This is a genomic window from Nocardia wallacei (assembly GCF_029869545.1).
Classification (GTDB): domain Bacteria; phylum Actinomycetota; class Actinomycetes; order Mycobacteriales; family Mycobacteriaceae; genus Nocardia; species Nocardia wallacei_A.
Genome location: NZ_JARWQD010000345.1, coordinates 1 through 12,085, shown reverse-complemented (window position 1 = coordinate 12,085; position 12,085 = coordinate 1). Strand labels below are relative to the sequence as shown.

General features: G+C 70.2%; 15 protein-coding genes. 7 read left to right on the top strand and 8 right to left on the bottom strand.

Annotated elements, in window-relative coordinates:
• The first annotated feature begins 275 nt into the window (after positions 1-275).
• The 3 genes from nhaA to QH290_RS31615 are packed head-to-tail and all read left to right on the top strand — an operon-like array spanning position 276 to position 3,025.
• Positions 276-1,490 (top strand): Na+/H+ antiporter NhaA, encoded by a 1,215-nt coding sequence (nhaA, locus tag QH290_RS31625; protein ID WP_425303673.1) that lies wholly within the window; start codon positions 276-278, stop codon positions 1,488-1,490.
• A gap of 38 nt (positions 1,491-1,528) precedes the next feature.
• A complete protein-coding gene (locus QH290_RS31620) occupies positions 1,529-2,053 on the top strand; it encodes a phage holin family protein (RefSeq protein ID WP_280263899.1) in 525 nt (174 codons plus the stop codon).
• A gap of 24 nt (positions 2,054-2,077) precedes the next feature.
• Positions 2,078-3,025 carry an alpha/beta fold hydrolase gene (locus QH290_RS31615; protein WP_280263897.1) on the top strand — a complete coding sequence of 316 codons (948 nt, stop codon included), beginning with the start codon at positions 2,078-2,080 and terminating at the stop codon, positions 3,023-3,025.
• 18 nt (positions 3,026-3,043) lie between these two features.
• On the opposite strand, the gene QH290_RS31610 is transcribed toward QH290_RS31615, so the two are convergent.
• The 5 genes from QH290_RS31610 to nth form a co-directional block, all read right to left on the bottom strand.
• Positions 3,044-4,237, bottom strand: a complete 1,194-nt coding sequence (locus QH290_RS31610; RefSeq protein ID WP_280263895.1) for a MarP family serine protease — start codon at positions 4,235-4,237, stop codon at positions 3,044-3,046.
• A complete protein-coding gene (locus QH290_RS31605; protein ID WP_280263907.1) occupies positions 4,234-5,016 on the bottom strand; it encodes an NUDIX hydrolase in 783 nt (260 codons plus the stop codon). Before QH290_RS31605 ends, QH290_RS31610 begins: the two co-directional genes overlap by 4 nt.
• A 2-nt stretch (positions 5,017-5,018) precedes the next feature.
• Positions 5,019-5,156, bottom strand: coding sequence for a hypothetical protein (locus QH290_RS31600; RefSeq protein WP_280263893.1), 138 nt, complete (start codon positions 5,154-5,156; stop codon positions 5,019-5,021).
• Between the two features lie 81 nt (positions 5,157-5,237).
• Positions 5,238-5,864: a TlpA family protein disulfide reductase gene (locus QH290_RS31595; protein WP_280263905.1), complete on the bottom strand. Its 627-nt coding sequence runs from the start codon at positions 5,862-5,864 to the stop codon at positions 5,238-5,240.
• Between the two features lie 40 nt (positions 5,865-5,904).
• Positions 5,905-6,585: an endonuclease III gene (gene nth, locus QH290_RS31590; RefSeq protein WP_280263903.1), complete on the bottom strand. Its 681-nt coding sequence runs from the start codon at positions 6,583-6,585 to the stop codon at positions 5,905-5,907.
• Between the two features lie 241 nt (positions 6,586-6,826).
• On the opposite strand from nth, the gene QH290_RS31585 reads away from it, so the two are divergent.
• Positions 6,827-7,069 carry a hypothetical protein gene (locus QH290_RS31585; RefSeq protein WP_068029248.1) on the top strand — a complete coding sequence of 81 codons (243 nt, stop codon included), beginning with the start codon at positions 6,827-6,829 and terminating at the stop codon, positions 7,067-7,069.
• 256 nt (positions 7,070-7,325) lie between these two features.
• The gene (locus tag QH290_RS31580) at positions 7,326-8,000 is read left to right on the top strand and encodes a Crp/Fnr family transcriptional regulator (protein WP_011206875.1); all 675 of its coding nucleotides are present in this window, start codon (positions 7,326-7,328) and stop codon (positions 7,998-8,000) included.
• Positions 8,001-8,142: 142 nt separating this feature from the next.
• On the opposite strand, the gene QH290_RS31575 is transcribed toward QH290_RS31580, so the two are convergent.
• Genes QH290_RS31575 through sp36 form a run of 3 tightly spaced genes read right to left on the bottom strand, consistent with a single transcriptional unit; the run spans position 8,143 to position 9,613 of the window.
• Positions 8,143-8,934 (bottom strand): MBL fold metallo-hydrolase, encoded by a 792-nt coding sequence (locus QH290_RS31575; protein ID WP_280386876.1) that lies wholly within the window; start codon positions 8,932-8,934, stop codon positions 8,143-8,145.
• A 47-nt stretch (positions 8,935-8,981) separates the two neighbouring features.
• On the bottom strand, positions 8,982-9,449 hold the full coding sequence (locus tag QH290_RS31570) for a RidA family protein (protein ID WP_280263885.1): 468 nt from the start codon (positions 9,447-9,449) through the stop codon (positions 8,982-8,984).
• Positions 9,449-9,613 carry a Sp36 family protein gene (gene sp36 / locus QH290_RS31565; RefSeq protein ID WP_085995597.1) on the bottom strand — a complete coding sequence of 55 codons (165 nt, stop codon included), beginning with the start codon at positions 9,611-9,613 and terminating at the stop codon, positions 9,449-9,451. The genes QH290_RS31570 and sp36 overlap by 1 nt, the downstream gene beginning before the upstream one ends.
• Before the next feature lie 185 nt (positions 9,614-9,798).
• On the opposite strand from sp36, the gene bagA reads away from it, so the two are divergent.
• Entirely contained in the window at positions 9,799-10,818 is a 1,020-nt protein-coding gene (gene bagA, locus QH290_RS31560) for an ATPase BagA (protein ID WP_280263882.1), read from the top strand.
• Positions 10,818-11,993, top strand: a complete 1,176-nt coding sequence (gene bagB, locus QH290_RS31555; protein WP_280386874.1) for an ATPase BagB — start codon at positions 10,818-10,820, stop codon at positions 11,991-11,993. Before bagA ends, bagB begins: the two co-directional genes overlap by 1 nt.
• Positions 11,994-12,085 lie beyond the last annotated feature (92 nt).

Here is a 12,085-nt window from a genome sequence, read left to right as displayed (position 1 = left end):
CCCCCCCCCCCCCCCCCCATCAACAATCCCCCCCCCCCCCTCCCCCCCCCCCGGCCGGCGGGCGGGGGCTCCGGGCCCCCCCCCCCCCCCGCCGCATGTCGCGGGCATTCGGCCCCGGGGGCGGTTCCCAGACGCACTGCGAACCACACCGGACCCGACCGTTAGAATTGCGTAAGGAGTGCCGGGAAGTCTGGTCGGCGTGCGGGACAAGCACCGGCCGACGAGTCGGCGGGATGTACACCGCAGCCGCTGTTCCTCCGGCCGAAAGGTGCTCCGTGATCGTTGCGCTCCGTTCCGAGCTCGCCCGCTTCCTCCGTACCGAAACCGTCGGCGGCGCCCTGCTGCTGGTGGCCGCGGCCATTGCGCTGCTGTGGGCGAATTCGCCGTGGAGCGACGGCTATCTCACCCTCACCGAGACAACCCTCCCGATACCCCCGCTGCACCTGGACCTGACCCTCGCCGACTGGGTCAAGGACGGCCTGCTCGCGATCTTCTTCTTCGTCGCCGGTCTGGAACTCAAGCGCGAACTGGTGGTGGGCGAACTCGCCGACCGCAAGCGCGCCACGCTGCCGATCATCGCCGCCGTCGGCGGGGTGGTGCTGCCCGCACTCATCGCGATGACGATCGGATTCGGCATCGACGGCATGGAGCGCGGCTGGGCCATCCCCGTCGCCACCGATATCGCCTTCGCGCTCGCGGTGCTCGCGCTCACCGGTTCCCGCATCCCCGCCACCGCGCGAGTGTTCCTGCTGAGCCTGGCCGTGGTGGACGACCTCATCGCCATCCTGTTGATCGCGGTGCTGTTCACCACCTCGATCGCGGTCGGCTGGCTGCTGGCCGCCGCCGCCTGCCTCCTCGGCTGGTGGCTGGCCCAGCACCGGCGGTGGCGTTCCCCGCTGATCTATGTGCCGCTGGCGCTGGTGGCCTGGTATGCGTTGCACGAGGCGGGAATTCACCCCACCCTGGCCGGGGTCCTGTGCGGGCTGCTGACCCGGGTTCGCCCCGACCCCGGCGAGGACGAGGCACCGGCCACCCGGCTCGAGCATCTGTTCCAGCCGGTGTCGGCGGGCGTGTGTGTTCCGCTGTTCGCGCTGTTCGCCTCGGGTGTCCCGCTGTCGGCGGCGGTGTTCGGGGAGCTGTTCACCGATCGGCTGGCGCTGGCGATCATCGTCGGCCTGCTGGCCGGAAAAACCCTGGGACTGTTCGGCACGAGCTGGGTGGCGATTCGCCTCGGGATCGCCGAACGGCCCGCCGGATTGGGTTACCGCGACATGTTCGCCCTGTCGGTACTGGGAGCGATCGGGTTCACCGTTAGCCTTTTGGTGGCAGAACTTGCATTGGCGAACGACGAGGCCGCCGCGGAACTGGCGAAGGCGGCCGTGTTGATGACGTCAATGGCGGCTTCCCTGATCGGTTCGGCGCTACTGTTGCGACGGGGCCGTGCACATCAGGCGCGACGGCACGCCGGCGCGGCCGCTGCAGACGAGTGAAGGCCGGACAGCACCGGGACATGGAGAAGGGTCGAGCATTGAGCTTCACAAACGGCGGTAACGGGCAGGACGTGGGCCGCAACCGGACCATCACCGCTATTCCGCTGTCGGAGGTCGACACCACGGCGAACGCCAGCATCGGCGATCTGGTGCGCGATGCCGCCGAGCAGATGTCGACTCTCGTCCGCGCCGAGGTGGCCCTGGCCAAGTCCGAGGTGACCGGGGAGATCCGCAAGGGCCTGCAGGGCAGCGTGTTCTTCATCGTCGCGCTCACCATCCTGCTGTTCTCCACCTTCTTCTTTTTCTTCTTCCTGGCCGAGCTGCTCGATGTGTGGCTGTACCGGTGGGCGTCGTTCCTGATCGTGTTCGGGCTGATGATCGTCGCGGTCGCGCTGTTCGGCTTCCTCGGCTATCGCAAGGTGCGCAAGCTGCGCGCGCCGGAGAAGACGATCGAATCGCTGAAGGAGACACGCACGGTGCTGCCGCAGGGCATCGGCTCGCACGGCGAGCATGCGGCGCTCGACGCACCGGTCGCGACCGCCACCGATCGACCGGGCAGATAACCCCGCCGACTACGCTTGATCGGCGTGTCGTCGAACCCGAGTCCGGATCCGTCCAGCGTCCGTTACGACGGGCCGTGGGCCCACAGGGACGTGCGTGCCAACGGCATTCGATTCCACGTCGTCGAGGCCGAACCGGCGCAGGGTGGTCCGGCGCCGGACGTCCCGCTCGTGGTGCTGCTGCACGGATTCGGTGACTTCTGGTGGTCGTGGCGGCATCAGCTGACCGGCCTGGCCGATCTGGGCTATCGGGCCGTCGCGGTCGACCTGCGCGGGTACGGCGATTCCGACAAGCCGCCCCGCGGTTACGACGGCTGGACGCTGGCCGGTGACGTGGCCGGGCTCATTCGCGCGCTCGGCCACAGCGAGGCCACCCTGGTCGGACATGCCGAGGGTGGATTGGTGTGCTGGGCGACCGCGGTGCTGCATCCGCGGCTGGTGCGCTCGATCGCGCTGGTGAGTTCGCCGCATCCGGTCGCGCTGAAGCAGGCGGTGCTGCGCGATCGGCATCAGCGCGCGGCGTGGCTGCCGAACTTCCTGCGCTATCAGCCCCCGCGCTACGGCGAGCGCCTGCTGGCCACCAACGACGGCTACGAGGTGGAAAGGCTACTGCGGCAACGGGTCAGCGCGCGGTGGTCGGGCACGGCCGAATTCGTCGATACCGCCCGCCGGATGCGCTCCGCGATCCGCATCTCCGGCGCGGCGCACTGTGCGCTGGAGTATCAGCGCTGGGCCTTCCGCAGCCAGTGGCGGCCCGACGGCGCCCGCTTCATGTCGGCGATGCGGGAGCCGGTCCGCGTCCCCGTGCTGTCGCTGCACGGCGAATCCGACCACTACATCCTCGATTCCACGATCCGCCGCGGCCACCGGCTCGCCCCCGACCGGCGCGTGGTCGGAATCCCGGGCGCGGGGCATTTCGCCCACCAGGAGAGCCCGGAATCGGTCACCTCGGAGCTTGCGAAGCTGCTCGGCTGACCTAGCGGCGTCTGCGAATCAACTCAGGACGCAGTCTCCCGTCGGGACCGGGCCGTGCGAATTCTCTGCCGCCTCGAGGTCGCCGCGGATCTCGTTGAGCGTGAGCGCGTAGCCGGTGTCCTCGTCGACGACCGCCGCGCCGAAGACCAGGCCCAGCACCTGACCGTCCGTATCCACCAGCGGGCCACCGGAATTGCCCGCGCGCACCCGGCCGCGCACGGTGTACACCTCGCGCTCGACCGTGCCCGTCTTGTAGATGTCCGGTCCGGTCAGCTCGAGGGTCTCGCGCACGCGCGCGGCGCTGGCCGTGTACGGACCGCCACCGGGATAGCCGAGCACGATCGCGTTCTGGCCCGACTTGGCCGGGGACGGCGCCATCGGAATCACCGGCGCGCTCAACCCCGGCACGTCGAGCACGGCCACGTCCTTGGACGGGTCGAACAGCACCACGGTGGCATCCAGCGGACCGCGCGCGGTGTCGACCTGGACGGTGTTGGTGCCCGCGACCACGTGCGCATTGGTCATGACCCGCTCGGGGCCGACCACGAAACCCGAACCCTCCAGGGCGCGCTGGCAACTCGGCGCGACACCGCGGATGCGCAGCACGCTGTGCTGCAGATCGAGGGCGACCGGGCTGTCGAGCACGGTCGGATCCGGCGGCTCCACCGCGGCGATCGGGGCGCGGCCGAACGGGCCGATCACATCCGGCAGGCCGGAGGTGTTGAGCAGCTTGGAGAACTCGTTGGGCAGCTTGCGCAGCCAGTCCGGCGCCACCTGGTTGACGTCGGAGAGCACCCGCGAGCCGTTCACCGCGGCCGCGATCGCCGGTTGCGAGGAGGAGGCCAGCGGCAGCGCCAGCAGCCAGGCGGTCACCAGGACCGCCACGGTCTGCAGGGCCGCGCCCACCACGCTGTCGACGCTGCGGGTGAACGGATGCGTCATCCCGCTTCGGGCCGCGCGGCCGAGCACCATGCCCGCCACCTCGCCGACGATCACCAGCGCCACGATCAGCACCACACCGACCAGCACGCGCTTGCGGCCCTCGCTGATGTGGATCAGGATGTGCGGCGCGATCAGGATGCCGGCGACCGCGCCCAGCACCACGCCGAGAAATGCCAGGGCCGACGCGACCGCACCCTGCCGCCATCCCGAGGAGGCGGCCAGCAGCGCGATGATCACGACCGCGATGTCGAGCCACGCCGAGGAACTCATAGCGTCATCCCCACTGCCGCAAGCGATGCCTGTAGATCACGCACGTCGTGGTAGTCCCACTCCCGCTCCCACCCCGAGACGGCCAGCAGCCCGGCGAGCACGCCGGCGGTGAAGCCCCAGACGAGCATGCCGTCGACGGCGAACGCGGGGCCCATGTAGCCCAGCGGGTGCCGCACGACGAATCGGTTGGCCGGATCGATCAGATCGGCGACGGGCACCCGCACCACGCGGGTGGCCTCCGCCTCGCTGACCACACCGACCTCGCCCGGCGTGCGCCAATACGCGACGACCGGGGTCACGTCGAACCGCGAGGGCGGCACGAAGATCTTCGGAAGTACCGCAATGGGTTCCACGCCGGTCGGATCCAGGCCCGTCTCCTCGCGGGCCTCGCGCAGCGCGGTGCCGATCGGCCCGTCGTCGCCCGGCTCGACACCGCCGCCGGGAAAGGCCACCTGTCCGCCGTGCTGGCGCAGCGTCGCCGACCGCTGGGTGAGCAGCACGTCCGCGTCGGCGGGCAGCCCGCCGGGGGCGTCGGGATCCGGGTCGGGGGCACCGCCGAACAACACCAGCACGGACGCCAGCCGCGGCCGCAGCGCCGCCGAGACCAGCCGCTGCGCCGTGGTCCTGTTCAGCACCGGGTTGATCCCGGTCGGGTCGGCGGGCTTGCGCTCGACCACGCCGTGCAGCCAGGCGGGGATGCCGTCGGTCACCAGACCCGTTCTCTCGCCGGGCTCCTCACGGCCGTCACGGTTGCGCACGCTGCCTCCTCCCGCCCCCATACTCATGCCGTTCTCACCACGGCGCTCACCGAGCGTTCTTCCGGCACGCTCTCGGCCGGGACAACGGTGGTGAACCAAGTGCCGTCGCGGTCCTGGCGACGCAGGGCTGCGCGCGCCGCCGATCTCGTCGATTCGATCATGACGCCCGGCGTACCGGCGAGTCGGGCAGGTACCCACATGGTTTCGATGCCCCGGGCCGTCGACGGCGGCCGAGTCCACGGTCACGCCGCGACCCCCAGTTCACCCGCGACGGTCGCGGCGATGTCGTCGGCGCTGTCGAACGGGCGGACCACCACCTTCGCGATCGACCCGTCGGCCCGGACCAGCACCGAAACCGGTAGCACCGGCGGTGCGCCGACCGCGGCGCGAACTCGCTCGGCGCCGTCCTCCACCCCGGGCAGGTGCACGCTCAGGTCCGCGAGCCGGGCCAGCGCCTTCGCCTCGTCCGGATCGCTGTGCACGGTCAGCACGGTGACGGCGCCGGACGCGCGGGCCGCGAACCGCTGCAGCGCGGGCAGTTCCCGCGCGCACGGCTCACACCAGTACGCCCATAGATTCACCAGGGCGGGACGCCCGGCGAGCGCGGCACCCAGATCCATCGGGCGGCCGTCGGCCAGGCATCCGACCGTGATCCCGCTCAGCGGGCCGGACGCCGGGGCCGCGGATTCGGGCCGCGGGCAGGCGGCCAGGGCCGCCGCGGCCCGCTGCCCGTCGGATATCGCGGCGGATCCGCCCGGCGCCGCGCCGGTATCGGTCCGGGCGTCGCGCTCACCGCGCGGCCAGATCGCGACGGCCAGCGCGACGACGGCGATCAGCACCGCCAGCGTCCAGCGCCAGGCCACCGGGATAGAACTCACGGCCGCACCTCACCGGCGCTCGCAAGCTCGCTCACCGGCCCACCAGTTCGAGCAGATGCTCGGCCTCGGGCCCCTTGATCAGGGCGGCGGCGGTGGCCGGGTCGGTGGGCCCCGCACCGAAGGACGGGCAGTCCTTGGCCAGCACGCAGGCGCCGCACGCCGGTTTGCGGGCATGACACACGCGGCGGCCGTGGAAGATCACCCGGTGCGACAGCATGGTCCAGTCCCTGCGCTCGATCAGCTGGCCGACGGCGTGCTCGATCTTGACCGGATCCTCCTCGGTGGTCCACTGCCAGCGCTGGACCAGCCTGCCGAAGTGGGTGTCGACCGTGATTCCCGGCACACCGAAGGCGTTGCCCAGGATGACATTCGCCGTCTTGCGGCCGATGCCCGGCAGCTTCACCAACTCGTCCAGGGTGTGCGGCAGCACGCCGTCGTAGCGCTCCACCAGCGCCTGGCCCAGGCCGATCAGCGCGCTGGTCTTGTTGCGGTAGAAGCCGGTGGGGCGGATGAACTCCTCGAGTTCGGTGCGGTCGGCCTCGGCGTAGGACCGCGCCTCGGGGTAGCGGGCGAACAGCGCGGGCGTCGTCATATTCACTCGGACGTCGGTGCACTGCGCGGACAGAATCGTCGCCACCGCCAGCTCCAGCGGGGTGGTGAAGTCCAGCTCGCAGTGCGCGTCGGGGAACGCGACCGTCAGCGACCGGTACATCCGGCGGGCGCGGCGCACCCGGCCGAGCTGTGTTTCCTTGGCGAACTTGCGAGCCACGGAGGCGCCGGACCGCTTGCGCGCGGCGGGTTTCGGTTCGGCGGGCGCGGATTGCTCCTGCCCGTTCACGGCGGTGGCTCTGGCTTCACGCACGCGTCCACCATACGGAACCCCACCGACGAGAGCGCGGCCGTGAAGACGCCCCGTGTTCCATCTGAGACCTTATCCGTGTTTACTCACCGTTATGCAAGGACTCGCTGTGGTGCTCTTCCCGGTACTGCTGATGCTGTTCGCGCTGTTCATGGAACGCGTCGAAAATCGGCTCCGCAAACTGCTCGAACCGGAAGAAGAGGTCCAGCAGTACCTGGACCGGGCCAGCAATGCCGAGGTCAACGAGCTGGCCAAGCTCGGCGTCCCCGCCGCGGCGGCCCATGCCGGGCGCCGACGCGCCCGTGGCGACGAGCTGGATGTCGCCCAGGCCAGCTGAGCGCCGCCGCGCGGCATTCGCACGGGTGGGCCCGGGAACTATTCCGGCAACCGGGACGTTTCACAGACCGCGCGTTACGTGGTGTCTGTCACTACGGTGCCCGCACGCCAAGTAGACTGCACTGTCGGCCGAACCGCTTCGGTCCAGGACACGCGGCGACAGCGCTGGGCCCGGAGGCGGCAGCTTGCGTACCCACGCAGAGAATTTGCTGTCGTCGCAGGACACAGCACCGTCAATTCCCATAAGGAGCACATTCGTGGACGAGGCCCTCGCCAGAGCAGGCATCTTCCAAGGCGTCGAGCCCACCGCGGTGGCGGCTCTCGCCAAGCAGCTTCAGCCCGTGGACTTCCCGCGCGGCCATGTCATCTTCAACGAGGGCGAACCCGGCGACCGGCTGTACATCATCACCTCGGGCAAGGTGAAGATCGGCCGCCGCTCCCCCGACGGCCGGGAGAACCTGCTGACCATCATGGGGCCCTCGGACATGTTCGGCGAGCTGTCGATCTTCGATCCGGGCCCGCGCACCTCCACGGCCACCACGGTCACCGAGGTCCGCGCCGTCACCATGGACCGCGACGCGCTCAAGTCGTGGATCGACCAGCGTCCCGAGATCGCCGAGCAGTTGCTGCGGGTGCTCGCGCGCCGCCTGCGCCGCACCAACAACAACCTGGCCGACCTCATCTTCACCGACGTCCCCGGTCGCGTGGCGAAGGCGCTGCTGCAGCTGGCACAGCGGTTCGGCACCCAGGAGGCCGGCGCGCTGCGGGTCACCCACGACCTGACCCAGGAGGAGATCGCCCAGCTGGTCGGCGCCTCCCGCGAGACCGTGAACAAGGCGCTCGCCGACTTCGCGCACCGCGGCTGGCTCCGGCTCGAGGGCAAGAGCGTGCTGATCTCCGATTCGGAGCGGCTGGCCCGCCGGGCCCGTTAGATCCCGGCCAAAAGCACGCCGGGAAAAGGGCCGGTTGTGCACGCCGGGAAAAGGGCAGGTTGTGCACGCCGGGAAAGGGCTGGTTGTGCACGCCGGAAAGGGCGGGCCGAGATTTGGCAGGCCCGGCCTGTTGTAAGGCGGGTCAGTCTTGGCTGCGCAGGTAGGCCAGTTGGGCCTTGACGGAGCTGCGGGCGGCGGGCCACAGCTTCTTGTCGACGTCGGCGTAGACGCGCGCGACGATCTGGAGTGGTTTGGCGTTCGGGCCGATCTCGGCCAGGGCCCGGCGCACCTGATCCAGGCGTTCCCGCCGGTGCTGGATGTAGTAGCGGATCACCGGTTCGGCCGCCGCGTGATCCGGGCCGTGCGCGGGCAGCAGCGCCCGGCCCGGGGCAACCTCCGCCAACCGATCCAGCGACGTCAGATAGTCGCCGAGCGCGCCGTCCCGCGATTCCAGCACGGTGGTGCCACTGCCCAGTACCGTGTCGCCGGTGACGACCGCATCATCGAGCAGGAACGAGACTGAGTCGGTGGTGTGCCCGGGGGTGGCCAGCACCGTGATCTTCAACCCGGCGGCCTCGATCACCTCGCCGTCGGCCAGCGGCGCCTCCGAATCCCGCAGGAATTTGGGCTCGACCGCGCGCACCGGTGTCCCCGTCAGCTTCACCAGCCCGTCGATACCGCCGGTGTGATCGCGGTGGTGGTGGGTGATCAGCGTGAGCGCGATATCGCCGCCGGTCTCCCGCGCGATGGCCTCGCTGTGTGCGCGGTCCTTCGGGCCCGGGTCGATCACGACACAGTCGGACCGGCCCGGGGCGCGCAGGATCCAGGTGTTGGTGCCCTGCAGGGTCATCTGGTTCGGATTGTTCGCCAGCAGCACCGAGGCGGTCGACGTGACCGGCCGCAACTGTTCGTACGCGGGGTGGGTGAGAGTCATGTCGTGTCCTAACGCACTGTGTGGCAACGAACTTCCGGCTCCCAGCTCTACCGCACCTCGGCGATCAACTCCACCTCGACCGGGGTGTTCTTCGGCAGCTCGAAGACCCCGACCGCCGAGCGGGCGTGCACACCGGCCTCGCCGAAGACCTCGCCGAGCAGTTCCGAGGCGCCGTTGATCACCAGCGGCTGATCGTTGAAGCCGGGCGCCGAGGCGACGAATCCGACCACCTTCACGATCCGCACCACCTCGTCGAGGCCGACCAGATCGTGCACGGCCGCCAGCGCGTTCAGCGCACAGAACTTGGCCGCCTCCTTGGCCTGCTCCAGGCTCACCTCGGCGCCGACCTTGCCGACGGCGGACAGCTTCCCGTCCACGAACGGCAGCTGGCCGGAGGTGTAGACATGCGAGCCGCTGCGCAGCGCCGGGATGTAGGCGCCCGCCGGGGCCGCGACGCCCGGCAACTCCAGGCCGAGACGGTCGAGGTTCTTACGCCACACGGTCGAGTCGGCCATCAGCCCTTCACCCGCTTCAGATAGGCGACGTGCTGTTCACCGGTCGGGCCGGGCAGCACCGTGACGAGCTCCCAGCCGTCGGCACCCCACTGGTCGAGGATCTGCTTGGTCGCATGCGTCAGCAGCGGCACGGTCGCGTATTCCCACACGGTCACATCACTCATGCCGCTGAGCGTAGCTCTGTTCGATCGCATCGCCCGCGCCACGGCGGTCCGGATGCCAATTCCGGTGGCTGGCATATCTTCCGGCGATCCGCAAGAGGTGAGTGGTGTACCAGACAGTAGCCGTATCCCATGGCCACGATTTCATAACGGGTTATAGGCTCGCGAGGGTGGGAGTACCGACAGCAGTGCCCGTGTCGGCAGAGCCGGGGCTGAAACTAGGTTGGCCGGAGCGCGCGGACAGGGCTCGCCTGCACTACGTGTCCGGCAAGGGTGGGACCGGGAAGTCCACGGTGTCCGCGTCGCTGGCCCTGGCGCTGGCGGCGGGCGGCCGCCGGGTGCTGCTGGTGGAGGTCGAGGGCCGCCAGTCGATCGCGCAGCTGTTCGACCTGCCGCCACTGCCGCCGACCGAAACCAAGATCGCGACCGCCGACGGCGGCGGCGAGGTCGTGGCGCTGGCCCTCGACATCGAGCACGCCTTCCTCGAGTACCTCGACATGTTCTACAACCTCGGCTTCGCCGGGCGGGCGATGCGCCGGATGGGCGCCATCGAATTCGTCACGACCATCGCGCCGGGTCTGCGCGACGTGATACTGACCGGCAAGATCAAGGAATGCGCGGTGCGCGTGGACAAGTCGCGCCGACCGGTCTACGACGAGATCGTCATCGACGCGCCGCCGACCGGCCGCATCGCCAGCTTCCTGGACGTCACGAAGGCCATGGCCGAGGTGGCCAAGGGCGGGCCGATCGCCTCGCAGGCCGAGGGCGTATCGCAGCTGCTGCACTCCGATCAGACCGTCGTCCATCTGGTGACGCTGCTCGAGGCGCTGCCCGTGCAGGAGACCGCCGACGCGATCGCCGAACTGACCGGAGCGGACTTCCGGATCGGCACCGTGATCGTCAACCGGGCCACGGAGGGCTACCTGCCCGCGGCCGTGCGGGCGCGGGCGGCCGCCGGTGACATCGACGCCGATGCCCTGCGGACCGGGCTCACGGAGGCGGGAATCACGCTGTCCGACGCCGACTTCCAGGGACTGGTCCGCGAGACGACGGAGCATTCGGCCACGCTGCAGGCGCAGGACGACAGCTCCTCGGAGCTCGCGAAGCTGGACCTCAGCCGCCTGTATCTGCCCGCCCTGCCCGACGGGATGGACCTGGGCGGCCTGTACGAATTAGCGGAACATCTGAGCACCCAGGGAGTCCGGTGATGAATCTGCCGAGCACGGTTGCCGCCCTGGATCTTTCCCGCGTCATCGACGACCGGACCGCGCGCGTGATCGTGTGCTGCGGATCCGGCGGCGTCGGCAAGACCACCACGGCGGCGGCGATCGCCCTGCGCGCGGCCGAACGCGGCCGCAAGGTCGTGGTGCTGACCATCGATCCGGCCCGCCGGCTCGCCCAGTCGCTGGGCGTCAGCGATCTGGGCAATGTCCCCCAGCGCGTCGAACTCGGTCCGGACGCGAAGGGCGAGCTCTACGCGATGATGCTGAACATGCGCCGCACCTTCGACGAGATGGTGCTCGAGCACACCAGCCCGGAGAAGGCCGAGCAGATCTTCGCCAATCCCTTCTATCAGACGGTCGCCTCGTCCTTCGGCGGTACGCAGGAATACATGGCGATGGAGAAGCTGGGCCAGCTCGTCGGCAAGCGCAAGTGGGATCTGATCGTGGTGGACACCCCGCCGTCCCGCAATGCGCTGGATTTCCTGGACGCGCCCAAGCGCCTCGGAAACTTCCTCAACGGCAGGATGATTCGCGTGATCATGGCGCCCGGCCGGGGCGTGGGCCGGTTCGTGACGGGGGCGATGAGCCTGGCCGTGCGCGGTGTGTCCACGGTGGTGGGCGGCCAGATGCTCAAGGACGCGTCGCTGTTCCTGCAGTCGCTGGAGTCGATGTTCGGCGGCTTCCAGGACCGCGCCAACCGGACCTTCGAGATGCTGTCGCGGCCGGGCACGCACTTCCTGGTGGTGGCCGCCGCCGAACCGGATGCGCTGCGGGAGGCCTCGTTCTTCGTCGATCGGCTCTCCACCGACCGCATGCCCCTGGCCGGTCTGGTGCTCAATCGCACCCACCCCGTGCTGTGCTCGCTGTCGCCGCAGCAGGCGCTGGCCGCCGTCGATCGCCTGACGGAGTCCGGCAGCGGGACGGCCGCGGAAACCGATCGCGCCGACCACGATCCGGCCGCGCTGGCCGCGGACGTGCTGCGCATCCATGCCCACCGCGCGACCACCGCCAAGCGGGAACGGCATCTGCTGCATCGGTTCACCGGCGCGCATCCGCGGGTGCCGATCGTCGCGATCACCGCGCTGCCGTTCGAGGTCTCCGATCTCGAGGCGCTGCGCGCGGTCGGCGACCAGCTGACCGGCCCGGACGCCGCGCCCTAGTGCCAGAAACGGTGCCGGGCCCCCGGTGGGGGGGGGGGGGGGGGGGGGGGGGGGGGGGGGCGAGGGGGAGTTTGGGGGGGGGGGGGGGGGGG